Source organism: Ferrimonas senticii DSM 18821 (assembly GCF_000422665.1).
GTDB classification, from domain to species: domain Bacteria; phylum Pseudomonadota; class Gammaproteobacteria; order Enterobacterales; family Shewanellaceae; genus Ferrimonas; species Ferrimonas senticii.
Genome location: NZ_AUGM01000011.1, coordinates 39880 through 63844 on the forward strand (window position 1 = coordinate 39880; position 23965 = coordinate 63844).

At 52.4% G+C, this 23965-nt stretch carries 25 protein-coding genes; 9 read left to right on the forward strand and 16 right to left on the reverse strand.

The genetic code is table 11. The annotated features are described in order from the left end of the window. Positions 1-6: 6 nt before the first annotated feature. Both guaD and G506_RS0108020 read right to left on the reverse strand, forming a co-directional pair. Positions 7-1389, reverse strand: a complete 1383-nt coding sequence (gene guaD / locus G506_RS0108015; protein WP_028116411.1) for a guanine deaminase — start codon at positions 1387-1389, stop codon at positions 7-9. Beyond that, a complete protein-coding gene (locus tag G506_RS0108020) occupies positions 1386-2681 on the reverse strand; it encodes a solute carrier family 23 protein (protein WP_028116412.1) in 1296 nt (431 codons plus the stop codon). Before G506_RS0108020 ends, guaD begins: the two co-directional genes overlap by 4 nt. Before the next feature lie 865 nt (positions 2682-3546). Here G506_RS0108020 and G506_RS21250 point away from each other — a divergent pair. Continuing rightward, on the forward strand, positions 3547-3729 hold the full coding sequence (locus G506_RS21250; protein ID WP_084631267.1) for an HGGxSTG domain-containing protein: 183 nt from the start codon (positions 3547-3549) through the stop codon (positions 3727-3729). 25 nt (positions 3730-3754) lie between these two features. Here G506_RS21250 and hsdR read toward each other — a convergent pair whose 3' ends face one another. The 11 genes from hsdR to G506_RS0108090 all read right to left on the reverse strand — a co-directional run bounded on the left by hsdR (position 3755) and on the right by G506_RS0108090 (position 16333). Beyond that, complete coding sequence (hsdR, locus tag G506_RS0108030; RefSeq protein ID WP_028116413.1) at positions 3755-6259, reverse strand: EcoAI/FtnUII family type I restriction enzme subunit R; 2505 nt, start codon at positions 6257-6259, stop codon at positions 3755-3757. Further along, positions 6259-7371 carry a restriction endonuclease subunit S gene (locus G506_RS20690; RefSeq protein ID WP_084631258.1) on the reverse strand — a complete coding sequence of 371 codons (1113 nt, stop codon included), beginning with the start codon at positions 7369-7371 and terminating at the stop codon, positions 6259-6261. Before G506_RS20690 ends, hsdR begins: the two co-directional genes overlap by 1 nt. After that, a complete protein-coding gene (locus G506_RS0108040; protein WP_028116414.1) occupies positions 7371-8855 on the reverse strand; it encodes a class I SAM-dependent DNA methyltransferase in 1485 nt (494 codons plus the stop codon). Before G506_RS0108040 ends, G506_RS20690 begins: the two co-directional genes overlap by 1 nt. Positions 8856-9135: 280 nt before the next feature. Then, a complete protein-coding gene (locus G506_RS0108045; protein ID WP_028116415.1) occupies positions 9136-10446 on the reverse strand; it encodes a type II toxin-antitoxin system HipA family toxin in 1311 nt (436 codons plus the stop codon). Next, entirely contained in the window at positions 10446-10718 is a 273-nt protein-coding gene (gene hipB / locus G506_RS0108050; protein ID WP_028116416.1) for a type II toxin-antitoxin system antitoxin HipB, read from the reverse strand. The genes G506_RS0108045 and hipB overlap by 1 nt, the downstream gene beginning before the upstream one ends. A 130-nt stretch (positions 10719-10848) precedes the next feature. Continuing rightward, positions 10849-12447, reverse strand: a complete 1599-nt coding sequence (locus G506_RS0108055; protein WP_028116417.1) for a YagK/YfjJ domain-containing protein — start codon at positions 12445-12447, stop codon at positions 10849-10851. Between the two features lie 235 nt (positions 12448-12682). Next, positions 12683-12871, reverse strand: coding sequence for a helix-turn-helix transcriptional regulator (locus G506_RS0108065; RefSeq protein WP_028116418.1), 189 nt, complete (start codon positions 12869-12871; stop codon positions 12683-12685). Further along, entirely contained in the window at positions 12868-13092 is a 225-nt protein-coding gene (locus G506_RS0108070; protein ID WP_028116419.1) for a helix-turn-helix transcriptional regulator, read from the reverse strand. Before G506_RS0108070 ends, G506_RS0108065 begins: the two co-directional genes overlap by 4 nt. Positions 13093-13211: 119 nt before the next feature. After that, complete coding sequence (locus G506_RS0108075; protein ID WP_035387160.1) at positions 13212-14006, reverse strand: hypothetical protein; 795 nt, start codon at positions 14004-14006, stop codon at positions 13212-13214. Positions 14007-14008: 2 nt separating this feature from the next. Continuing rightward, positions 14009-15280, reverse strand: a complete 1272-nt coding sequence (locus tag G506_RS0108080) for a tyrosine-type recombinase/integrase (RefSeq protein ID WP_028116421.1) — start codon at positions 15278-15280, stop codon at positions 14009-14011. Between the two features lie 192 nt (positions 15281-15472). After that, the gene (locus tag G506_RS0108090; RefSeq protein WP_028116422.1) at positions 15473-16333 is read right to left on the reverse strand and encodes a YicC/YloC family endoribonuclease; all 861 of its coding nucleotides are present in this window, start codon (positions 16331-16333) and stop codon (positions 15473-15475) included. 199 nt (positions 16334-16532) lie between these two features. On the opposite strand from G506_RS0108090, the gene G506_RS0108095 reads away from it, so the two are divergent. The 3 genes from G506_RS0108095 to pyrE all read left to right on the forward strand — a co-directional run bounded on the left by G506_RS0108095 (position 16533) and on the right by pyrE (position 18786). Continuing rightward, positions 16533-17246: a hypothetical protein gene (locus tag G506_RS0108095; protein ID WP_028116423.1), complete on the forward strand. Its 714-nt coding sequence runs from the start codon at positions 16533-16535 to the stop codon at positions 17244-17246. 85 nt (positions 17247-17331) lie between these two features. Next, positions 17332-18051 (forward strand): ribonuclease PH, encoded by a 720-nt coding sequence (gene rph / locus G506_RS0108100; RefSeq protein WP_028116424.1) that lies wholly within the window; start codon positions 17332-17334, stop codon positions 18049-18051. Positions 18052-18141: 90 nt separating this feature from the next. After that, the gene (pyrE, locus tag G506_RS0108105; RefSeq protein WP_028116425.1) at positions 18142-18786 is read left to right on the forward strand and encodes an orotate phosphoribosyltransferase; all 645 of its coding nucleotides are present in this window, start codon (positions 18142-18144) and stop codon (positions 18784-18786) included. A 235-nt stretch (positions 18787-19021) separates the two neighbouring features. Here the strand turns inward: pyrE and slmA are convergent, their stop codons facing one another. From slmA to coaBC, 3 genes are read right to left on the reverse strand one after another with little or no spacing between them, the layout of a single operon-like run. After that, positions 19022-19615, reverse strand: a complete 594-nt coding sequence (gene slmA / locus G506_RS0108110) for a nucleoid occlusion factor SlmA (protein ID WP_028116426.1) — start codon at positions 19613-19615, stop codon at positions 19022-19024. A 13-nt stretch (positions 19616-19628) separates the two neighbouring features. Then, on the reverse strand, positions 19629-20087 hold the full coding sequence (dut, locus tag G506_RS0108115) for a dUTP diphosphatase (RefSeq protein WP_028116427.1): 459 nt from the start codon (positions 20085-20087) through the stop codon (positions 19629-19631). Beyond that, a complete protein-coding gene (gene coaBC, locus G506_RS0108120) occupies positions 20071-21288 on the reverse strand; it encodes a bifunctional phosphopantothenoylcysteine decarboxylase/phosphopantothenate--cysteine ligase CoaBC (RefSeq protein WP_028116428.1) in 1218 nt (405 codons plus the stop codon). The genes dut and coaBC overlap by 17 nt, the downstream gene beginning before the upstream one ends. Positions 21289-21375: 87 nt before the next feature. Between coaBC and radC the strand changes: the two genes are divergently transcribed. The 5 genes from radC to mutM all read left to right on the forward strand — a co-directional run bounded on the left by radC (position 21376) and on the right by mutM (position 23960). After that, positions 21376-22050 carry a RadC family protein gene (gene radC, locus G506_RS0108125; RefSeq protein WP_028116429.1) on the forward strand — a complete coding sequence of 225 codons (675 nt, stop codon included), beginning with the start codon at positions 21376-21378 and terminating at the stop codon, positions 22048-22050. Between the two features lie 129 nt (positions 22051-22179). Beyond that, complete coding sequence (gene rpmB, locus G506_RS0108130; RefSeq protein ID WP_028116430.1) at positions 22180-22416, forward strand: 50S ribosomal protein L28; 237 nt, start codon at positions 22180-22182, stop codon at positions 22414-22416. Between the two features lie 11 nt (positions 22417-22427). Then, complete coding sequence (gene rpmG / locus G506_RS0108135; protein WP_028116431.1) at positions 22428-22598, forward strand: 50S ribosomal protein L33; 171 nt, start codon at positions 22428-22430, stop codon at positions 22596-22598. A gap of 106 nt (positions 22599-22704) precedes the next feature. Then, positions 22705-23148 carry a hypothetical protein gene (locus G506_RS0108140; protein ID WP_028116432.1) on the forward strand — a complete coding sequence of 148 codons (444 nt, stop codon included), beginning with the start codon at positions 22705-22707 and terminating at the stop codon, positions 23146-23148. Continuing rightward, complete coding sequence (gene mutM / locus G506_RS0108145) at positions 23148-23960, forward strand: bifunctional DNA-formamidopyrimidine glycosylase/DNA-(apurinic or apyrimidinic site) lyase (RefSeq protein WP_028116433.1); 813 nt, start codon at positions 23148-23150, stop codon at positions 23958-23960. Before G506_RS0108140 ends, mutM begins: the two co-directional genes overlap by 1 nt. Positions 23961-23965: the final 5 nt, after the last annotated feature.

Below are 23965 nucleotides of genomic sequence, written 5' to 3' on the forward strand. Positions count from 1 at the left end.
CTTCGGTTACAGTCGCTGTTGCCCCTGTATCCAGACCTGCTTGACGTTCTCTTTTTGCGCCAAACAGACGATCTTCTCCAGAATGTCTCGTGGTGAATCGAACTCTGGCCAGATCCGCAGATTGCCGATAAACGGGCTGGCTTCAACCACGATGGCATCGAAGTGGTAGCGCGGCTGGAATTGACCAACGGCACTATCAAGCACCTGGCCGCCACCGGCGGTGGCCATCCAAAACGCTTCAACAAAGTTGATGCGAGCGTTGGCGCTGCCGCGCTGGTTGGCCGGCAGATGGACATCGACCCCCTCTTCCCGCACCCGAGAGTGGCTTACCGCATCAAAAGCAGCGCGGAAAATCGACGGTGATGGCGCCCCGGCGATGTCACTGCCAAGGCCGATCTGCACGCCACTGTCGAGCAGTTCGCGGGTTTGCATCGCCGCGTTAGCAAAGTACATGTTCGACAGGGGGCAGTGGGCGATACCGGCACCCACCTGCTTGATCTGGGCGATATCTTGCTCGGTCAGGAAGATTGAGTGAGCCAGTACCGACTTGTTGTTAAGCAGCCCTGCATCGCTGTAGATCTGCACATCGCTGCAGCCAAAGTGTTGCAGCGCGTAATCCCGTGCCCAGTCGCTTTCAGAGCAATGGGTCTGCATGTGGACATCGTACTTTTGCACCAAGGCCCCCAGTTTGCTCAGCATCATTGGGGTGCAGCTTGGGACAAAGCGTGGGGTTACCACTGGGCGCACCAAGCCGTGTTGATTGCCGGCCAGACTCTGCACGTTCTGAATAAACGCTTCGGTATCGGCAATCGCTGCGTCGGTGTCGGCTTCGCGATAGAACTCTGGACACTGTTCGGCGTTGTCCATATTCACTTTGCCAACGTAGGCGCGCTGGCCGAGTTGCAGACAGGTCTGCGCCAGCACCTCGGTAGACTGACGGTGAATGGACGCAAAGTAGACCGCGCTGGTGGTGCCGTTGGCCAGCAGGGTACGGCTCACGTCCTGATAGACCGGCTGAGCGAACTCGTTGCTTTGGTAACGGTTTTCCAGCGGGAAGGTGTAGTTCTGTAGCCAGTCGTACAGCGGCAGATCCAAGCCTTTACCGGCTTGTGGCCACTGCGGTGCGTGGCAGTGCAGATCCACCAGACCCGGCAGCAGGTATTGGCCAGCTTGCAGTTGTTGCAACTTGCCTTGTTGACTCAATGCTTCCACCAGTGCGGCTTGCGCCGGATCTTGGTCGCTGACGCAGGCGGCGATGTCGCCATGCTCATCAACCAAGATCAGCAGATTAGGCTGAAACTGGAAGTCATTAGCGCTGGGGCAGTGAAAGGCATCACCGCGAATTGCCAAGCGGATTTGGTCGAGATTCAGATGGGCTAGGTTGATCATTGCGCCGCCTTATCGTGTGGCAGGATAAAATTGAGGATCACTGCCGCCAGTGCGCCGATGGCGATGCCGGAGTTAACCAGATAGCCTAAAAATTCAGGCAGACCGTATTTCAGCTCGCTTGGCATCAGCACCGCGCCCAATGCCAGCATGATTGGCAGGCCGACCACCAGCATATTGCGCTCGGTCAGTTGTACGTTTTGGATCACTCGGAAACCGTTCATCGCAATCACCACACAGATCACGGTGAAGATCCCCAGGATCACCGGCTGTGGGATGGAGGCGATCAGGCTGGTCAGTTTTGGCATCAGGCCCAACAGCAGCAGGATGGCGCCGCCGGCAATGATGGCGCGTCGAGAAGCAACCCCAGTTACCGCAATAATGCCGGCGTTGGTGGAGTAACCGGTCACTGGGCTGCCGCCCAGCAGTGAGCAAATCGCATGGCCAACCGCTTCACCGGTAGCGCCGCGGTTTAGGCGTTCATCTTCCAGTGGCACTTGGGTTACCGCGCTAACCGCACACCAGGTACCGGTGGTTTCCACCAGAACGATCATCGAGATAAACAGCATGGTGAGGATGGCAATCGGATCGAACACCAGCTCGCCAAACGGCAGCAGGGTTGGCAGTTCAAACCACGCCGCCTGAGCTACCGAAGAGAAGTCGGTCATACCGTAGAAGGATGCAGCGATGGTGCCAAGGACAATGGCGCCCATTACCGAAGTTAACCGCAGCCAATGCAGTTTGCTGTTAAGACAACCCAGCAGGATAAAGGCGCACAGGGCGGCGATGCTGATCAGCGCCACAATCACGTTTTGGCTGGCCTGCTCACCACTGTAGATGCTGCTAAAGGCGACGGGTAGCAGCGAGATCCCAACCACGATGATCACCGTGCCACCGACAATTGGCGGCACCAGTTTGCGCACTACCTTACTGAATAGATTAAGCGGTTTACCCAGCAAAGCGACGATGATCGCCACGGGGATCAGGGCACCATATACCGCCCCCATACCCAGGGTTTTACCAATGGCGGCGATAGCACCAATAGGAATGTAGGATGGCCCTTGCATCACCGGTAGGCGCAGCAATAGTCCGGATTGGATAATGGTGGCAAGGCCGGCGACCACAAACGTCATCTGGATCAGTGACGAGGTATCGGCCACGGTTAACGACAACAGGCTGGCCAGAATGATTGGTACGATATAGAGATCCATTGCCAGCACGTGCTGAGCGCCAAGGGACAGCGAGCGGGCAATCGAGATTTTTTCATCAATATTGATTGGTTGATTGGTGTTCATAGGGACAGCGATTGTTGTGGTAAAAATCGAACGCCGGCTTGAGCCACAGGCGGTGGCTGAAGGTTGATGCATGGCATCAATGGCGATTGGCGCGGATTTTTATGCGTAGGCTGGGGGTTGGCAATCGATATCTGAGGCGGGGGCGTTGGTAGGCTGCAAGTGAAATCGCTAGTGAGTAAATGCAAAAAAGCCATCGACATCGATGGCTTTTTGTCTAAGGATTCTAGGTTAACCCTATGATTATTCGATGTTTTGGATTTGAATGTTGAGTGGCGAGTGGGTTTATCTTTTTAATCAATAGATTAGCTTTGTTCTTTTTGCCGATTTCTGTTTCTTAGTCACAGCTTTAGTCACAACTTGGTTAGGCTGTACTGGCGGTTGGATTTAGCGATGACTGCCAACGAGCTGAAGGCTTGTGAGAAGTAATAACGGGCCATGATGCGCCGTTATAACAGTTACAAAAATGTTAACCGTACTGTGTTTTAGAAAAATTGGGCGCGGCTAAAAACGGCTTTAACGTGGATCCACCTCTTAACCCCATGAACCGAAGGCCCAGATATTGGATCCAGCTGCATCGCACTTGGTGGATCCACTCCTTAGATCCAGCGTGGATCCACTCATCTGGATCCACGCTAATGTGGCATGAGCGATGCTATCGCCGTGCATCGAAAGGGTGGTTACGCCGAGAGATTTCGCTGCTGGCGGATGTGTAGCCGTTTAAAAAAGGGAGTAGCGGTAATCCGTAAAAGCGGCCTAACTTCGCTTGCTGAAATCGTGATTAATATAGTGAGCACCGTTGTTAACCAAGAGAGAGCGACTGGCCAATTGCGAGCCTGCTCCCTTACTTAAATAGATGGTGAAGATGATGAAGCGATTCGATTTAAGCCTACTACCATGCTGTGGTGCTAAGACGCGCAGTGGTGAGCCCTGTAAGCGCTATGGCAGCCTGCGTAACGGCCGTTGTAAGTTACACGGTGGCCGTTCGACAGGTGCCAAGGGGGCGGCTGTAATTGAGCCCTATCCAAAGTCTCTCGTGACCACAGATTAGCCATCTGAAACTTACAAGGAATGGCCTAGCTCTGACTATTCCCTTGATATAAGTACTTCTGGAACCCTGTAAACGTCTGGCCGATTATCGCCGGTGCACAACCAAGCACCTCAGCCGCGTCGCTGATGGTGTTGTACTTCAGTTCCACCATACTGCGTATCTTACTCTTTGACAGTTCGTTAACGCCGTCCTGCACATACTTTTCCAGCACAAACTCAATGAATTCCTGCTGTTTGGCATCAGCGAAAGCGCTGGAAATTCGTGGTTTAGCCTGCTCGGCGCGCTCACGGCGTGTATGCGGCTCAGAGGCGAAAGCAACGAAAGCTAAGACATCGTATACGTCGCTATCTTCGGCATCGATAAGCTCTTTGATGCTATTGAGCTTTTCGTCATCGTAGCCCGCCTCAGCCAGACTCTGGCGCAGTTGTTCACGGGTATCGGGATCACCCCAAATCTCCCGCAGTTGGTCTTCATTAGCAAAGAAACGAGGCAGATCTTTAAACAGTCGCTCAACAAACTCTTTGGCGGTGATCGGCTTGCCATCCGGCCCCCAATACATCACCGAAGAGATATGCTGGATCTGTCGCGCCTTGCCATCACTGAGCTTGATGGTGATCTTCTCCGGCCGAGGCGTTGATTCACAAATGCAAGGGGACTCACCACAGATCCCGCAAGGCTTAGGCCCGCAGATGCACGGCTGCTGACCACACTCTGGGCAAGAGGGCTTGGGGCAAACGCAGGGGTGAAAGCCACACTCCGGACAGGGTTGTTTAATGCAGACGCAAGGGCTCTCACCACAGGCTTCGCAGGGCTCGGGAGGGAGAGGTTCGCCGTCCCACTCGGGATCAGCAAAGTTATGGTGCGCTTTGACGAAATCGTAGATGGTGAAAAACTCTTTGCCTTCGTACACCCGCGTACCGCGACCGATGATCTGCTTAAACTCAATCATGTTATTGCAGGGGCGCATCAGCACGATATTACGCACGTTACGGGCATCTACGCCGGTAGAAAGCTTGCGCGATGTGGTCAAGATGGTTGGGATGTTTTTCTCGTTATCCGAGAAGGTCTTGAGGTCGTTCTCGCCTGCTGTGCCATCATTGGCCGTCACCCGCACACAATAGCTGCTATAGGTCGTCCAGCCCTTTTGAACGGCGTATTGATTGATGAAGTCGCGCACCATACCGGCGTGCTCTTGGGTAGCGCAAAATACAATGGTTTTCTGCTGGGGATTAAAGCGATCCATCCAATAATGCACTCGCTTCTGTTCGCGGGCTGGGATGGTGATGATGCGGTTAAAGTCCCCCTCTTTGTAGAGCTTGCCGGGCTCGGGGTCGCCTTGTACGACCACCCCATCACCTGGGGTATATACATACTCATCCATGGTGCCGACAATCGGGTATACCTTAAACGGTGTAAGAAAGCCGTCATCGATCCCCTCTTTGAGGGTATAGCTATACACAGGATCGCCAAAGTAACCGTAAGTGTTAGCGTTCTCAGTACGTTTTGGGGTTGCGGTCAACCCCAACTGCACGGCAGGGCTAAAGTAATTAAGGATATCCCGCCAGCTGCTTTCGTCGTTCGCGCCACCACGGTGACACTCATCAATCACGATAAAGTCGAAAAAATCTGCCGGATAATCACCAAAGTACGGTGCATCATTGCCCGCTTCATCTTTGCCACTCATAAAGGTTTGAAAGATGGTAAAGAACACGCTGGCGTTCTTGGGCACACCGCCATGCTTCTTGATGGATCCGGGCTCAATGCGGACGATGGCGTCATCGCCAAAAGCGCCAAAATCATTAAATGCTTGGTTGGCCAACACATTGCGATCAGCTAGGAATAAAATCCGTGGGCGACGAGAGGAAGCATCCGGCGCTGTTTGGGTGCTTAAACTCCAGCGGCTTTGGAATAGCTTCCACGCGGTTTGAAAGGCGATGCAGGTTTTGCCGGTGCCGGTTGCCAAGGTCAACAAGATGCGTTGCTTGCCTGCGGCTATCGCCTCTAGGGCGTTGTTGATGGCATTTTCCTGATAATAACGGGGTTGCCAATCGCCCTTCGTCTTAAACGGAATGCTACTAAACCGCTCGCGCCAGATAGCCTTGAAGTCTGGCGCGTCCTTGTCCTTTTTCTCAAAAGTCAGCGCCCACAATGCGTCAGGGGAGAGGTAGTCATCAACCAGCAACTCCTCTCCTGTTTCCATATCAATCTGGTAGATCTCATGGCCATTGGTGGCATAGGCCAAACGGCATTGCAGCCGTTTGGCGTAATCCTTGGCTTGCCGTACCCCTTCGCTATAGCTCAGTCCTTCGCGCTTGGCCTCTACGGCCGCCAGCTTACGGCCTCGATAGATCAGCACATAATCACTCGTCACCGTCGGGCCGCGTTTGCCACCGGTTAAGATGATGCCGGGGCAGATCTCCTCACGGCGGATGAAGCTGCCCTCGGTAACGCCCCAGCCGTCAGCCTTTAGCTTGGGATCGATCAGTTCCGCGCGAGTATCGGCTTCATTGCGCGTCCTTGCGTGACTCATTAGGCAGTTTCCTTATTCGTCAGTTGGCCAGAGAAGGCATGTTGTAGGATGGATTTTTTGAGTTCATTTAGAAAATTGAGCTTTTTTGTATAGAGGGAACTAAGAGCTTCAACTTCTTTTGATAGCGACTCGAGACATTCTCCAATATTCTTCTGGCTTTCAATTTCTAATGGGAATTGCAATTTCAACCCGTTCAATGAAGAGTTTGAAATAACCGGCTGAGCCGCTTGGCGCGCCAGTCCCCGAAGGTTCTTATAGTTAAGAAGGTACGTTAAAAACCGGTTATCAAAATCAAATTGATAATCAACAACCTTGAACGCATTATCCGTTAACCAAATGTCAGTTGTTATATTTCGAGCCTTTCCGCATAAAGCTCCAACCCTTCCAATAATTACGTTATCGCCAGACAAATTAAAGTCGTTGTGCATACCAGCCATTTCATTACCACCATAAACAGGGTAATCACCAGGTATCATCTGCTTGCTCGTCAAGTTGACACCACTTTTTAGCTTGAAACATGCACCAAAGTTCTCTTCAACCCACCCTTCACCACGCTGACAGAAAACCTGCTGCAGGTAGCTTTCAAACAACTTGCGGGCATTGTTGAGGTTTTTTTCGGCAAGAGCGCGGGCTTGCTCTATCTCGGTAAAGGCTTGATCCAGAATCGCGACGATGCGTTTTTGTTCTTTAAGTGGTGCGAAAGGAAGGATGCGCTTTTCCATAGAGCCTTTTGTTACATGCACCATGGTAGTGCCAGCCCCTTGTTCTTCCTTGATTTTTTCCTTATCCCAGTCAAGTAGGTAATATAAGTAGTGTTTATCTACAGCACATTCATTAGGCTCTATCTTCCAGATATGGTAATGGTAGATTACCTTTCCGCCATCCCAAATTCTTGGACCAAAAGAAGCAGACCATGCATAAAGTAAGTCTCCAGTATCGCAGTATTTATCAGCATCTAACTCTAGATCCGAGTAATACCAGCTACGATTAGTAAAGAAGTTACCAACTCTTAATAATGGGTAAGGTCCTTCTGACAGCATTTCTGACTTTTTATATGCACGGCCGTTAATAAAACGGCAAACATCGCCAAGCTTTTTGTTCTCCCACGCCATCACAACAACTCCTGAATTCTGGTCAGAATCGCTTCACTCTCTTTATCCAACGCGATGATTTCTTCGATGATCTCCGCGGGTGTACGCACTGCGATCTCATCTTTCACATTCGGATTTTTCACCGACAGATCCCAAGTGTTGGCATCAAGATCTGCAACCTGCAGCGACCATGATTTTTCGGAGTCAGCACTCTTTGGATCGCTCATGGCTGCCTTTTGCAGCGTGACAAACTCTTTCAAGTCATTGTCATTGAGCGGGTTGGTCTTACCGAGGCTGCGGCCGGGATCAAGCTGATAGAACCAGACATTCTTGGTAGGCTCGCCCTTGGTGAAAAACAGCACCACGGTTTTTACCCCAGCGCCCAAGAAGGTTTTGGCGGGGCAATCCAGTACTGTATGCAGGTTGCAGCTTTGCAGCAGCTCTTTGCGTAGGGCAACGGCGGCATTATCGGTATTGGACAGGAAGGTGTTCTTGATCACCACAGCACCGCGGCCACCGGGCTTAAGGGTTTTGATAAAGTGCTGCAAAAACAGGAAGGCAGTTTCACCGGTTTTAATGGGGAAGTTCTGCTGCACCTCTTTGCGCTCTTTGCCACCAAACGGCGGGTTAGCGAGGATCACGTCATGCTGATTGCCCGGCTGAATATCGAGCAGGTTTTCCGCCAAGGTGTTGGTGTGCAGCACATTAGGCGCTTCAATGCCATGCAGGATCATGTTCATGATGGCGATGACGTAAGCGAGGGACTTCTTCTCTTTGGCGTAGAAGGTCTTTTCTTGCAGGATTTTTAGCTCGCTAGTAGAAAGCGACTTCTTTTCAGCCCCGCCCTGACGCAAGTAGTCGTAGGCTTCACACAAAAAGCCCGCTGAGCCTGCTGCGCCGTCGTAGATGGTTTCGCCAATTTTTGGCTGCATTACATCAATCATGGCGCGGATCAACGGACGCGGGGTGTAGTACTCACCGCCGTTACGTCCGGCGTTGCCCATGTTTTTGATCTTGGTTTCATACAGGTGCGACAGTTCGTGTTTTTCTTCCTGCGAACGGAAGCGAAGCTCGTCCACCTTTTCCAGACAGTCCCGCAGTGAGTAACCGCTTTGGATCTTGTTTTTGATCTCACCGAAGATCTCGCCAATTTTGTATTGGATGGTATTGGGGTTGGCGGCACGGGCTTTAAAGCCTTTGAGATAGGGGAATAGCTCACCATCCACATATTCCATTAAGTCGTTGCCGGTCAGAGCATTGTTGTGGTCGAAGTTGCCGTTAGCGTCTTTTGGTGCCGCCCACTCACTCCAACGGTGATACTTATCGATGATGTAGGTGTACTCCTCCCCCATCATCTCCGCTTCTTGGGCACGCTGATACTCCAAGTCATCCAGATACTTTAAAAAGAGCATCCATGAGGTCTGTTCGGTGTAGTCCAGTTCGCTGGAACAGCCTGCATCTTTGTGCAGGATGTCATCGATGTTCTTGAAGGTTGTTTCAAACATTAGAAGCGATTTCCAATTCGATAGTGTGCGCAAAGCAGAGCATGTCGCGCAGTACAAAATGTGGTGATTTTGCCATAGTTCATTTCATTCTTCCTGAGGTGGGATCACATCGGAAGCGACACTCGGGCTGGCTTGATATACCCATCATCCTTGAAGCTGCAGCCGCGTTAACGGCGCTCATGAACCCCAATCACATAGTCAGTCTATGCTCGTGAGATTCACTCGCTTGTTGCCTTACTGCAACGTCAATGATTTCCGGTAATAAGGGAGGCAAATACTGCTACGGTGTTAACCGGCGCGCTCGATGTTCAAGCCCTTGTAGAATGCTCTGTGATACCCGCTGTGGGAATCCTTTAGCCAGTTGTGCCTGCACGCTTTTAATAACCTGCGGTGTTGCTTCAGCAAACTCCGCTAATATCTCAGCCATGGTTTGCTGGCTAAAGCCAACGGCTTTGGCGGTGGCTAAAAAGTGGCGCGGGAAAATCTGTTCAATGGCGTATTTCTTGCCGTTGCTGGCGGCTAATCCCATAGCCAGCTTGGCGTCGCGCTTGTTCAGCCCATTGCCGCCCATAAGCGGATAGACCGAGAGAATGTCATACAGTGGGGTTAGCTGGTATCGGCCTTCAGGTTGGATAAATAACGAGAAGTTCTTAGCGTGACCATCAGTGGCCGCCAGCAGCCAAAACAGTACCTGTGCCTGCATAAAGGTTTTGCGGTCTTGTTCTGGCGTGATTGACCCTTGCAGCACCTCCATAATGGCTTTGATGCCCGGCCCGCCTTGGTTTTCGTATTTGCCCGCTGACGGTACGTTTAAGGTTTGGCAGAGATCTTCTTGCGGCAAGCGCATAAGCCAGCTGCCGTCGGCGCTATAGCGACGATCAAACCGTTCAATGGCTAATGCTTTGATGTTTCCGGCTTGAATGATTTCGCAGTCCGGTACGGGTAAGCCGTATTCTCGGGCAATCAGCAGGCAGAGGTATTCGTTTTCGACGCTGTCAGACAGATCCAGCGTGTGGGAGTGGGTAACAATCCGGCCGATGGGTAACTTAATGATATGGCTGGTGGGCGTTGCGTCATGGGGCAAGCACCATTGATAATCGAGTTTTAGTAGGGCGGTTTTTTCCTGCACACCGGCGACGGAGATCCGAAAGTCGTCAAACTCCGCCAGCATCCCGAGTGGGATATTGGATCGATACCCTGTTAACACTTGCTCTAGGGTGGTTTCATCCAGCGGTTGGTATTCGAGGCGTTGTACTTCGCCCGGCGCTGCATTTTCTGGCACAAGCTGGAGAGCGCCGACGCTGTCTTGGCCGATCTTAGCCAATAAATCGAACGGTTGCGTTGAACTGGCTTGATGGCGTGCAACGATACGCTGGCGGACTTCGGGTGAGTCCGGTAGCAGGTTGTCAAAAAAGTTGTAAGCCGTATCGCCTTGATAGCGGCGATGGCGTAGCGGCATCGACAGCGAAATCGGGCGGCTACCCGGTCGCGATAGCCATGATGGTTCATAGTGAAAGCTGTGCGCCCCCGTGCTGCTTTTGAGGAACGTACCAACTCGGATGCCATTCATGAAGACCTTTAACGTCGCCATTACCACTCCTGATCCCATTGTGAGTTGCTAGAATTGGCTTCTTGGCTTGCGCCTGCATTGGTATTACGTGGCTGCACCTCTAGTTCAAGCTCCAGTGCCGATAACAATTTGAACAGTGTCTCTAATTTGGTGCTGTTGGGATTCTGTTCGAAGTTGGAAATGGTGCCTTGGCGCACGCCCACTTTTTTAGCAAGGTGAGCTTGTGAAGCGCTTTGCTGCTGGCGGCAGTCTTGCAGGTAACTGGCGAGTTGCTTTGCGGTGGTAATTTTCATGTTGGCTATACGCTGTAGAGTATGAAAGCAAAATAACACGCTATAGCGTATAAAACTAGGTTATACGCTGCAGCGTGTTAACTCATTGCAATACACGCAGCCAAGTATCGCTTGATCGCTTTGATGGCCATCATGATGTTGTCGCCTTCGCTTTTGCTCTTGCCAATAAGCGCTGGATTGTTCGGTAAGTCTGTTCGGGTACGAGACTCTCCGCCAGCAGGCGGGTAATGCGGCTGGCGGTTTTGTGGAAGCCAGTTGCTTGTTTTATAAAGCGTTGCTGTAGGCGCTTCCGCTGCTGTCGGGTAATGGTTACGAGGTGTTTTTCATCGGTGTTATAGCCATACCCTGAGCGGCGCTGATGACGGCAGACCAGTTGCTGTTCGTCATAAATCTCGATGCGGTTGTCGTACACCACCGCCAGCAACGCTCGCTTTCGGTATTGGGCAGGCACTGAATACAGGTGTTGTTGCACGCAAACGTGGCTATCTATGCCGACCTTAACGGTTTTGATGTGGTGAATGGTTGGCTGGCGGCCTGACGCATTGAAGTGATGGCGGCGCATTAGGTATGGCTGTTCGATCAACGCAAAGCGTTGCTGGCGTGTATTATGGGCGATAACGCTGCTGTTGTGCTGCGCCGTTAAATCATCCAGTGCCCGTTGCAGCTCCACCATGCTGGTAAAACACAGTTGTTTAAGATGCTGTTGTAGTGGCTTGGTGATGTGGGCGAGTTTCTTCATCAATGGATCGTCACTTTGCTTGCGACGATAGTGCGGTTGCAGTTGCCAGTTTTCTAATAGCCACTGATATTCCGGTGCGCCTGTTGGGCTGAAACGGCGGTGATGAATATGCCGTGGGTAGCCTTGTTGCTGGCGGAATAGTTGCTGCTGGCCTGCTAACCAGCCGTTTAGCTGATTGTTGTCTTGGGCACTGGCAAACAGGCGCTGAGATTCGGCCATCATCCCGACAAACACGTAGGCGTACTGAGGCTTCGCTCCCCACTGACTGCCAATGGCTATTTTCATTCGCAAGAAGTCGATGGCGCAGTGGGTTTGCTTAAGTGGCGCAGGTGCTGGTGCCGCGAGTGGCGTTGTTGCTGGCGGCGCGGGGCAATCGGTCACATTAAATGTGAGTGGCAGTTTTTCAGCGCTGACAGGGACATTGCAGCCAAAGTTGTTGGTGCTGGTTTGCGCTTTGATCTTGGTGTCGCTTTTGGCGAGATAGCTTAAGCGATAGAACGCCGCCATAAAGTCTTGGGCGTTTCCTCTGTGCAGTTGGTAGTAGCAGCACTCTGGTAGATGAAAATGGGCAAACTTGGCGGCAGGTATTTCCCTGATTTGCTCGATTAAGCTGTGAGCGCACTGGATTTTATGGCCGCTAAGCAGTAGCGCTAGGTGGTAATGATGCTTTGTGCCTTGGCCATGTTCCCTGACCCAAGCGTAATAGACGGAACAGCCGTATTGCTGTTGTAACAGCGTAACCTGTTGTTTAAGGCAGTCGCTAAATTCGGTGTTGTCGGCGCTGAAAACATGGGGAGCGACTTCGACCCGAACCACAAACACTTTGCTGTATTGGGTTAACGCATGATTGATCACCGCCAGCAACCGCTTGAGCATCCGTTTATGCTGTTGGCTTAGGGGGTTGCCTTGGCCGTAAATGGGAAAGCTCAGCCCTTGATGTACCCACGGCTGCACATAATGATCGTGAATGACGAATGGGTTTGTGGTCATCGATCTTTGCTCGGCATTTATCTTAATAATTACCGCTGAGACTGGCCGCACTATCGCTGGCCTTAAACCCAGATAGCTGGCGACTTACATCGCTATTAGATGGCCGTTTTTTTAGCGATAAATGGTGATCGGTTCGGGTCATGTCAGTTCAAATCGTGTCAACGGTGGTGCAAAAAAAGCAGGACGTGAGTCCTGCTGGGTTAATGCCGTTGTGGCTTGTGCTTAATGCGGCTGGTTATCGGTACTTAAGCCACTGCTGTACCTCGTGATGGCTCCAGTATTTTTTGCCCAGCTCATCGAAGTCGTTAATCGGCGTTGGGAAGGTGCCCTGTTTGATTTTGCGGCTCAAAGTGGACGAGCTAAACGGCAAGTGTTGCAGCAGCTCTTTGCGGGTCAAGATGAGGTTAATGGTGTGCCCAGTCATTGGGTCTGCTCCGGTGCGGCGAGTTCACGGGACTGTACCCAGTCGATGAGTTCCGACAGTAACCATGCAACGGCATCACTGTTTGCATGCAGCTTGCGGCGCTTCGGGAACAGGTTTTTACGTTCCAGCTCCCATGCTGTGGTGCGGCTGATGGAGGTGATCTGTTTACGCTCTGGCTCACGCACTAGCCGATCAATGAAGGTGGATGACTTTGATTTCATACTAGCTCCGATAGATAACGGGAGCACTTGCCCCCGTTCTGTGTTGTTCGGCGCTAATTTGTCTGGTCCAGCGTGCACTGAGAATCGGCACAACCGTGTTGAGGTATGGTTTTTAGCTCCTAAGCTATTGTTTTTATTAGAAGCGACCTGATGGTCTCATGGCTGAATGCTGCGCTAATTTCTTGTTTTATTTTATCTAGGCTTACAGGTTTGCCCTCTATGCTGGGTTGCCACTGGTGTGCCTTTAAGCGCTTTTCAATGGTGTCGTAGGATGGGCATCGATTGAGGTACTGCTGTAAGGCAGGGAGCTGTTTGTGGTCGTTGATTGCTGCAAACTCTTGCAGCAATTCATGGATTGCCGCAGTTAAGCGCTTTCGGGTGATTTTGCCGATTGAATCCTGCCGAGCTTGAATGTAGCTGGCAATGCTAGTGATAAGCGTATCAACGGCATGATAGCGTTCAGCGCTGCTGCGGCCTGCCGCTCGACTATGAATGGTCGATTGTTGAAAGCCGTTGTGGTGATGCCGCTGCAATATCGTCCGGGTGTCATGAGCACCGGCATGGTAGCCAGCCCAAAACGTCAATTCGATAAGCTCGCTAATTTGGGCGCGGGTTATTGGGCCTTGTGATAAATCGGTTATCTGTGCTTTGAGCTGACTTAAATGCTGCTGAATGAAGTCGAGCTCTTCTGGGTGGTCGCTTTTTGCCTGAACGGTGTTGCAGCTAGAAGACAGCAGCTCCAGTACTTTGAATCCTCGAAATTCTGCTTTGGCCAGTTGGTTAAGCATATTGCTGTCGTCCTCTGGCAGCGTGCAGCCCAGTGAGTGGATCAAGTCCGGCACCATTTCAGGAAACAACATATTTTCTAGATCATGGCGTAATAACGCGGCTTCTTCTTTCGTCCAAATTCGCATGGTTAAGCTCGTTTTATGGTCTTGTTGGGAAGGGCAATCACGGTTGGTTCTTGGTTGACGATGGGAGCGATTACGGTGGCTAATTTATCGAGGGCTTCGCGGCGCTCTGTTAGGTAATCGTGGCGGTCGTAGATCCCTTCTACGCCTTTAAGTTTGTGGTTTAAGCAGCGTTCAGCAACGTGGCCATTCACGCCCAACTCCGCCAACAAGCTTCGGCAAGTTCGGCGTAGGTCATGGACGGTGAAATGCTTAATGTCAGCTTCACCGAGCAAGTTGTTGTATTGAGCACCGTTGCTGGCGACTTTTAAGCCAAACATTTTGGCTAGGGCATGATTAAGGGTGTCGTCGGAGATGTATTGACGGCGCTTGCTGAGTCGCCGTGAAGGGAACAGATAAGGCGAGCCACAGCTCATGACTTTGAGTTCTTGCAGCCAAGCGATTACTGGCTTTGGCAGTGGGATCACCATGCCAATACCGGTTTTGCTGCGCTCGGTTGGTAGATCCCAAAGCTGCTTATCAAAATCAAACTCTTGCCATTGTGCGGCAATCAGTTCGCCTTTACGCACGCCTAAGGTGAGCAGCAGGGCTAGCGCCAAATAATTTTGGCGGGTGAAGATGGTGAGATTGTCGTGCAGCACAGCAAATACGGCTTTTAGTTCCGCAATAGATAGGGCGCGGTCACGGCTTTTTTCGATACCGCCAGCATCACCAACCCGAAAGGCGCTGGCAGGGTTATGCGGGGCTAAATCTAATTTGCAGGCATGGTTAAACAGCTGCTTGCAATACATCAAGGTGTCATTGGCGACCGCAGGACGACCGCTGGCGGTCACGGCCTCAATAATGCCGCGAATGTCCCTAGCATTAACTCGGCTAATAGCCAGTTTGCCGATGGATGGCTTGATTTCGCTGGTATAGATCCGTTTCGGAATGTTGGGGTATTTGAGCCGCTTTACTAGCGTGAGATGCCAATCATCAAACAGGTCATCGACGATTTTAATCTGCGTCTGTTGCGTGCGTTGGCGTTCTGCCATTGGGTCGATGCCTTGCTTTACCTGTTGCCGAAGTAGGGCGACTTGGGCTTGGGCATCGGCTAACGACAAGGTGGGGTAGTTGCCCCCGGCTAATGTCATAGCTCGTGATTTGCCGTTGATGGTGTAGCGATATTCCCAGCTGGCGGAGTTGGCGGTTTGGACTCGTAAGTAGAGGCCATTCGATATGCGCTTTCTGCCTAGCACTCCAGAACGCAAAAGCGCCTTTATTTGTTTGTCATTCATGTAGTTAGCCTACTTTTTGTGACTAAAATCCATTTTTTTGCTGTGATTTTTTGGACTAGAGGTTTTAGTCACAAGTTTAGTCACAACATTCATCTGAACTTTAGCAACAATTGGCGAACGCTGACAAACAAAAGCCATCGAAAAATCGATGGCTTTCATGTGGTTATGAACTATGCCGAACGGCGCAAAACCTTATTCGATGTTTTGGATCTGTTCGCGCATCTGCTCAATCAGCACTTTCAGTTCCACCGCTGCAGCGGTGATGTCGGCATTGATTGATTTTGAGGCCAGTGTGTTCGCCTCACGGTTAAATTCCTGCATCATGAAGTCTAAACGGCGACCACAAGCGCCACCTTTTTTCAGGACTTTCTTGGTCTCAGCGACGTGGGCATCCAAGCGGTCCAACTCTTCGGCAACATCTTGTTTTTGCGCCAGCAGGATCATCTCTTGCTCGATGCGAGCTGGATCTAAGCTGTCTTTAAACTCGCTCAGTTTGTCGGTCAGACGCTGACGCTGCCACGCCATTACCTCTGGCATCCGGCCGCGAACAAAGGCCGCTTGTTCGGTGATTGCATCCAGACGCTGCTGGATCATGCCTTCCAAGGCGTCGCCTTCACGACCACGAGCCGCCAAGAACTCATCAATAACCTCGTTGAACTTGGCCAGCAGATCTTTGCTGACCTGATCCATATCCTGTTCGGCGCTTTCCAGTACCCCTGGCCATTTCAGCAGATCCACCAGCTGGATTTGGCCGATGCCCGCCATGCTGTGCAGTTGGTTGGCTTTATCCACCAGTTGCTGGGCAAAGGCTTCGTTCATCTGCAGAGTGCTGCTTTGCTGTGCCAGTTCAAAACGCAGCGACACTTCCACTTTGCCGCGAGTCAGACGTTGACGCAGACGTTCCCGCAGCACCGGCTCTAGGCCGCGCAGCTGTTCTGGCAGACGCAGGTAGGTTTCCAGATAACGTTGGTTAACGGAGCGGATCTCCCAAGCGGCAGTACCCCACTCAGCTTTCAGTTCGCCGCGGCCGTAGGCGGTCATGGAATGGATCATGGATTGAATCTCGATAGCGTAATTGCTTGGCAGTATATAGCGCCGCTGGCCTGGGTGGTAGCACACCACGGTCTGGCTAATTGTGTGGATTTTGATGTTAACAGTTTGATGCAATTGCCAAGGTTAGCTAAGTTGAAAAGGCTATTGTTTGCGCGTTACTGGCAGGAAGTCAGTGTGATAGATATCAGGGAGCGAAGGTATGATCGGCCGAATTTGGCTAGTGGCGATAGTGCTACTTAACGGCTGCAGCAGCAATGTGCTTTGGCATGAACAACATCAGCAACATTTAGCGGGGCTGCAGCGGGTGGCGATCTTGCCTCCGGAAGTGCTGGTTGAACAACGTTTTGCCAACAGCGATCCATTGCCGCTTGAAGGCCAACAGCAACATTTGCGGCAGCAGTTAGTGCTGGAGGCGGTGACGCAGCTGGAACGGCAGGGCGTAACGCCATTGGTGATTGAAGCTGATCAGCAGCAGAGCGCTTTTAGCCAAGGGCTGGCCTGGCTCAAGGCCAGTTATCAGCAGATCTCGCACCGATTGCACAACGATAAGGTGGTGAGCGCAACCACTGCTGCCGGTTTTAGTGAATCGGTCGGTTTTCAGGCGGCGCAGGTGGCCAATGAGTGTGATGCGGATGCGCTGCTATTGCTGCGCTATCACGGTTGGCAAATGCAGGGCGATCCGCAGCCGCCATTGGCATTAGGATTGTTATCCAGTGGCGACGTTAAGACGCCTAGCGCGCAAAGTGGCGAACGCATCGAAGCGGCGCTGATTGACGGTGCCAGTGGCGATGTCATTTGGACTAGCGTGCTCAGTGGTGATGACAATAGTGGCGCGGTGATTGCCAGCGATTTTGCGCCGTTAAAACGGGTAAGTCGGAAACTGGCGGGGGCTGGTCGAAAACCGCAGTTCTAGGGCGATAAACATTGGATTACGGCGTCATCTGGCGCCGTTTTTCATATATAATGCCCGGCAAATTTCCCCAAGCAGGTCACTTCTTATGCGTTCAAACGGCAGAACCGCGGCACAAGCACGCCCAGTCACCATCACCCGTAACTTTACCGCCCACGCGGAAGGCTCGGTACTGATCGCATTCGGTAATACCAAGGTGATCTGTACTGCCACCGTAGAAGAGGGCGTGCCGCGCTTTTTGCGTGGCAAGGGCCAAGGTTGGATCACCGCCGAATACGGCATGTTGCCACGGGCAACCCACAGCCGTAACGACCGTGAAGCGGCGCGCGGTAAGCAATCTGGCCGCACCCAAGAGATCCAGCGTCTGATTGGTCGCAGCTTACGTACTGCGGTGGACTTGAAAGCTCTGGGCGAATACACCATCACCATCGATTGTGATGTGATTCAAGCCGACGGCGGCACCCGCACCGCTTCCATCACTGGCGCTTGTGTGGCGCTGATGGATGCCATCGATGCCATGAAAGCCAAAGGCTGGATCAAGGTATCGCCGCTGAAGCAGCAGATTGCCGCGGTATCGGTCGGCATCGTTGATGGCCAACCGCTGTGCGATCTGGATTACCGCGAAGATTCCCGCGCTGAAACCGACATGAATGTGGTGATGGCGGAAGACGGTCGCTTTATCGAGGTGCAGGGCACTGCCGAGGGCGAGCCGTTCAGCTTTGAAGAGATGAACGCGATGATGGCTCTGGCAAAAGAGGGTATCGAACAGTTGATTGCGGCGCAGAAGGCCGCTTACAACCAACAGTAATCGACAATTTTTAAGAAGCGGCACTAACGGCAGTTAGCGCCGCTTTTTTTCGACATCCAATTAATTACAACAATCCCTACAGGAGTGACCATGAAGGCTTATCAACAACAATTTATTGAGTTTGCTCTAGAACGTAACGTGCTGCGCTTTGGCGAGTTCACTCTGAAATCCGGCCGTACCAGCCCGTACTTCTTTAATGCTGGTTTGTTTAACCGTGGTAGCGATCTGGCCAAGCTGGGTCGTTTCTATGCGGCAGCGCTGATGGATTCCGGCATCGATTTCGATCTGCTGTTTGGCCCAGCCTACAAGGGCATTCCAATCGCCACCACCACCGCTGTGGCGCTGGCGGATCAACACGATCGCGACCTGCCATACTGCTTTAACCGCAAAGAAGCCAAAGACCACGGTGAAGGTGGCAACTTGGTGGGTTCTGAGCTGACCGGCAAAGTGATGCTGGTGGATGATGTGATCACCGCCGGTACCGCGATCCGTGAATCGATGGAGATTATCCAAGCCAACAACGCCGAATTGGCGGGCGTATTGATTGCACTGGACCGTCAGGAGAAGGGCCAAGGCGAACTGTCGGCGATTCAAGAAGTAGAGCGCGACTTTGGCTGTCAGGTGGTTTCGATCATCACCCTGAATGACTTGATCAGCTACCTAGCGACTCAGCCAGGCCGCGAGCAAGAGCTGGCGTCTGTTAAGGCCTACCGCGAGCAGTACGGCATCGCTTAAGCTGAGTTAAATCGCCTCACTCGGCGTTATTCAACTTACTGGTAGAGCCACTACTAGCTGCGTTGAATGCCTTGATTGAGGCGCTTTCTCCGACGCTTAAAAGCCAGTTTTTAGCTGTTAGTTATCAGTTGGAGCGGGTGCAACTGTACCAGCCTACTAATCACTGATAGCTATCAACTTCGGTTCTAGCAAAAGGGCGCTCAATTGAGCGCCCTTGTTGTATCTGTCAGCGAGCTTAGCTCTTTAGCAGTTGGCTGTGGATGAAAGCCCACTGCTCAGAGAAGTTGGCGGTTGGCAGATCTTTAAAGTCGCTGCGTACGAACTGGGCGATGCGGCCTTCGGCCCACGCCAGCAGCAGGTTAGCCAGCATGGTCTCTTCCAGATAGAAGCCTTGGCCTTCGCGCAGAGATTTCTCCCGCAGGGTTTGCTTCAGCTGAGTTTGGATCTTGTTGAACAGCAGGTGAATGCGGTCACGTAGACGCTCCTGCTCGTTCACCAGCGCGTCGCCGGTCAAAATGCGGGTGATGCCTGGGTTACGCTCAGCAAAGGTCAGCAGCAGTTGCAGGATCAGCTGGACCCGAGTCATGGTGTCACGCTCTTCGGTGAGGATCAGGTTGATCCGCGACAGCAGTGAATCCTCGATAAACTCGATCAGGCCTTCAAACATCCGCGCTTTCGACGGGTAGTGACGGTACAGCGCTGCTTCTGATACGCCAACTTCGGCGGCTAGGGCAGCGGTAGTGATGCGGCGACCTGGAGAGGTCTCTAGCATCTTCGCGAGGCACTCAAGGATGTGCTCGCGACGGTTTTTCTTCTTTTCGGTAGCCATGGATGACTCTGTGTTACTTGGTGCCGGAGTGGCCAAAACCACCTTCGCCGCGCTCGGACGCAGCAAACTCTTCCACTAGGGTAAATTGCGCTTGTACCACCGGTACAAACATCAGCTGAGCGATGCGCTCGCCTGGCTCCATAGTAAATGCTTGCTCACTGCGGTTCCAGCATGAAACAAAGAGTTGGCCTTGATAGTCAGAGTCGATTAAGCCCACCAAGTTGCCCAGCACGATGCCGTGTTTATGACCTAAACCAGAGCGCGGCAGGATAGTGGCTGCCAGCGCTGGATTGGCGATGTTGATTGCCATACCGGTTGGGATCAGTTCGGTTTGACCCGGTTGTAGGGTCAGTGGCGCATCCAGCATAGCGCGCAGATCCATCCCAGCAGAACCTGGGGTGGCGTAAGCGGGTAACGGCCATTCGGTGCCGAGGCGGGGATCAAGGATCTTCAGTTCAATTGGAGTTTTCATCGGCAGGCAATCGCTTTGCAATGGTGGTTAGTAGTTGTTGTGCTTGGTCGGCTTTGGTGCTGTGACCAAGATGCTGCTGGCCATCAAGCCAGAACAGGGTTAAGGCGTTGCTATCGGCATTGAAGCCTTGGCCAGCCTTGGAAACATCGTTAGCGGCGATAAGATCGAGCTTTTTGCGCTTCAGTTTATCCAGCGCATATTGTTCGACATCGTTGGTTTCAGCGGCAAAGCCAACGGTAAAAGGGCGCTTAGTGTGACTAGCAACGGTTGCCAGAATGTCTGGGTTGCGGACCAATTGGATGGTCAGCTCATCACTGGCTTGGTTTTGTTTTTTGATTTTGTGCTCGGCAACGTTGGCAGCACGGTAATCGGCGACCGCGGCGCAACCGATAAAGATCTGTTGCTGATCAATGCGTGCCATTACCGCTGCCAGCATCTGTTCGGCTGATTCCACATCAACGCGGTTAACACCGGCTGGCGTAGGCAGGTTCACTGGGCCACTCACCAAGGTGACTTCTGCGCCCATTCGCACCGCTTGCTCGGCAATCGCAAAGCCCATCTTGCCGGAGCTGTGGTTAGAGATATAGCGCACCGGATCCAGTGCTTCGCGAGTCGGGCCCGCGGTCAGCAGCAGTTTTTTACCGGCCAGTAGCTGTGGCGTCTGCGATTGCGCCCAATGGGCGGCAATCTGTTCCGGTTCTGGCATCCGGCCAGGGCCAACGTCACCGCAGGCTTGGTCGCCGCTGGCGGGGCCGTACAGTTCGACCCCACGCTGCGCCAGAATTTGCAGATTGGCTTGGGTGGCTGGGTGTTGGTACATCACCATATTCATGGCCGGGCAGACCATCACTGGCGCGGTGGTGGCAAGTACGCAGGTGGTCAGTAGGTCATCCGCCATGCCATTAGCCAAGCGGGCAATCAAGTTGGCGCTGGCGGGGGCGATGATCACTTGATCGGCCCAGCGTGCCAGATCGATATGACCGGTGGCGTTCTCTGTAGCGGGATCGAGGACATCGTGTACCACGGGGTAACCAGAAACCGCTTGCAGCGACATTTCGGTAACGAAGGCCTGTGCTCCTTTGGTGAGGATAACTCTGACTTCGGCACCTTGGTCGCGCAGACGGCGAACCAGAATAGGGGCTTTGTAAGCGGCGATGCCGCCGCTAACGCCTAACAAGATCTTTGGCTTGGCTTGGCTCATAAAGGGCGATTTTGCGTTTGTGCAGTTATTAGGGCGCTACCTTATCACAGCGCTAACGACCCTCGATATCCAGCCAGAGGATTTGCGATGAGCATCAGTCAGTGGCCAGCCCAAGAACGTCCCCGAGAACGGCTGTTAGAGTATGGTGCGGCGGCACTGAGTGACGCTGAACTGTTGGCAATTTTCCTCCGAACTGGGGTAAAAGGCCGTTCGGCAGTCGCATTATCTCGTGATCTACTGCAAGAGTTTGGCGGTTTGTCACAATTGTTGAATGCTTCTATGCAGCAATTTTGCGCATATCGTGGCCTTGGCCAAGCGAAATACGTACAATTGCAGGCCACATTGGAACTGGCCAGACGCAATCTAGCCTGCGAGGTAGCCCGCGAGTCAGCTTTGAGCTCTCCTCAAGCGGTTCGAGATTACCTGCAAATCCAATTGCAAGGTCTTGAGCAAGAACGGTTTTTACTGCTTTTGTTAGACAGCCAACACCGCGTAATTACGTTGGAGACGCTGTCTCTTGGGACTATCAATGCCGCTACGGTGCACCCACGCGAGGTGGTGAAAGCGACCTTGGCGGCAAACGCCGCAGCTGTGATCTTGGCTCATAATCACCCCTCTGGAGTGGCTGAACCCAGTCGCGCTGATCGGCAGATCACCGATCATATTCAACAAGCGTTAGCGCTTATCGATGTGCCGGTATTGGATCATTTAGTGGTGGGCAGCGGTCAAAGTTGCTCATTCGCTGAGCGAGGTTGGTTATGAACTTGCGACCGCAGTCGCGGGTGGCTTGATCTTTGCCTACCAATCTTGTATAAAATGCGCCCTTCGTGTGTCCTCGGGCGACGGCCATACGAGGCACAATGATGCTCGAGCTAAGATTTGGAGACTGAAATGTCTAAAGTATGTCAAGTTACTGGCAAGCGCCCAGTAACCGGGAACAACCGTTCCCACGCAAACAACGCTACCAAGCGTCGTTTCCTGCCTAACCTGCAAACCCACCGTTTCTGGGTTGAAGGCGAAAAGCGTTTCGTTAAGCTGCGTCTGTCCGCTAAAGGCATGCGCATCATCGACAAAAAAGGCATCGAAGTAGTTCTGAACGAACTGCGTGCCCGTGGCGAAAAGTTTTAAGGAGTTAAACGATGGCTAAGAAAGGTATTCGTGAGAAGATCCGTCTGGTTTCCTCTGCTGGCACCGGTCACTTCTACACCACCGACAAAAACAAGCGTGAAATGCCAGAGAAGTTTGAGATCAAAAAGTTTGATCCAACCATCCGCAAGCACGTTCTGTACAAAGAAGCTAAGATCAAGTAATTGATTTTGCATCTGAAAAAACCCGACCTTATGGTCGGGTTTTTTTATGGCTGGGATTTAGGCGGCGCAGTACACTGCCGTCAGTTACTTTCGTTTGGCTAGGGTTATGAGTCGTCAGCGCCGTCGTCACAACAACATGTTGATCCTGCTGGTCGCGTTCTTTGGCATTTTACTGCTAAGCAGCAAACGCTTGACGCAGCAGCCGCACAGTCTGCCGCTGTTACCGGAGACACCGCTGATGGCGTTGGTGTTTGCTAATGTGGTCATCGAGTTGCAAGGCAGTCAGTGGCATAGCACGCCGCCATTAGCGTCGCCGCAACTGGCTGGGGTATTGCAAGCTTGGCAATCGGCGCAATTGTTGCCGGTAGCCACGCCAGAGCCAGTGCCATTACGGCCGGTGGCGGTTGATCTCTATCTGCAAGGCTTTGCTGAAGCGCAGACGACGCTGTTGTACCCTGCCGATGGTCTGATCAAATTGCATGGTCAACCGCAGTGGTGGCGGTTGGTCAATCAGCCGGTGAGCGAACTTATCCCATCAGGAGTGCAGTAATGCCAGAGTTACCCGAAGTTGAAGTGACCCGAATGGGGATCGCCCCACATCTTGAGGGGCAAGTCGTTAAGCAAGTGGTTGTCAGGCACTGGCAGTTACGTTGGCCGATTGATCCGACCATTAAACATCTAGAAGGTCAGGTAATCACCAGCGTTCGTCGCCGAGCCAAATACCTGCTGCTCGATAGCCAAGCTGGTACTTTGATTCTGCACCTAGGCATGTCGGGCAGTTTACGGGTGTTAAATTCACCGCCAGAACCACAAAAGCACGACCATCTCGACTTAGTAATGGGCGGTGGTGCGGTGCTGCGTTTAAACGACCCCAGACGCTTTGGTGCTGCGATCTGGTGGCCGTTGCCTATCGATGCGCAGCCACTGCTTCAGAAGCTCGGTCCAGAGCCGCTGACGGATGATTTTAATGCTGACTACTTAAAGTCACAGTTACTCGGCAAAACCAAGGCAATCAAGCTGGCATTGATGGACAATAGCGTCGTCGTTGGCGTTGGTAACATCTACGCTAATGAAGCGCTATTTGCGGCTGGGATCAGTCCTAAGCGTGCCGCTGGCAGCATCAGTAAAGCCCGGCTTGAGGTATTAGTTGCCGAAGTCAAAAAGGTATTGGCGACAGCCATAACCCAAGGCGGTACCACCTTGAAAGACTTTACTAATGCGGACGGTAAGCCAGGCTATTTCGTCCAGCACCTCAATGTCTACGGACGTGGCGGGCAACTGTGTCACAACTGTGGTGGTACTTTGTCTGAGATCAAGCTAGGACAACGCGCCACCGTGTTCTGTGGGCGTTGCCAACGTTAGCATTG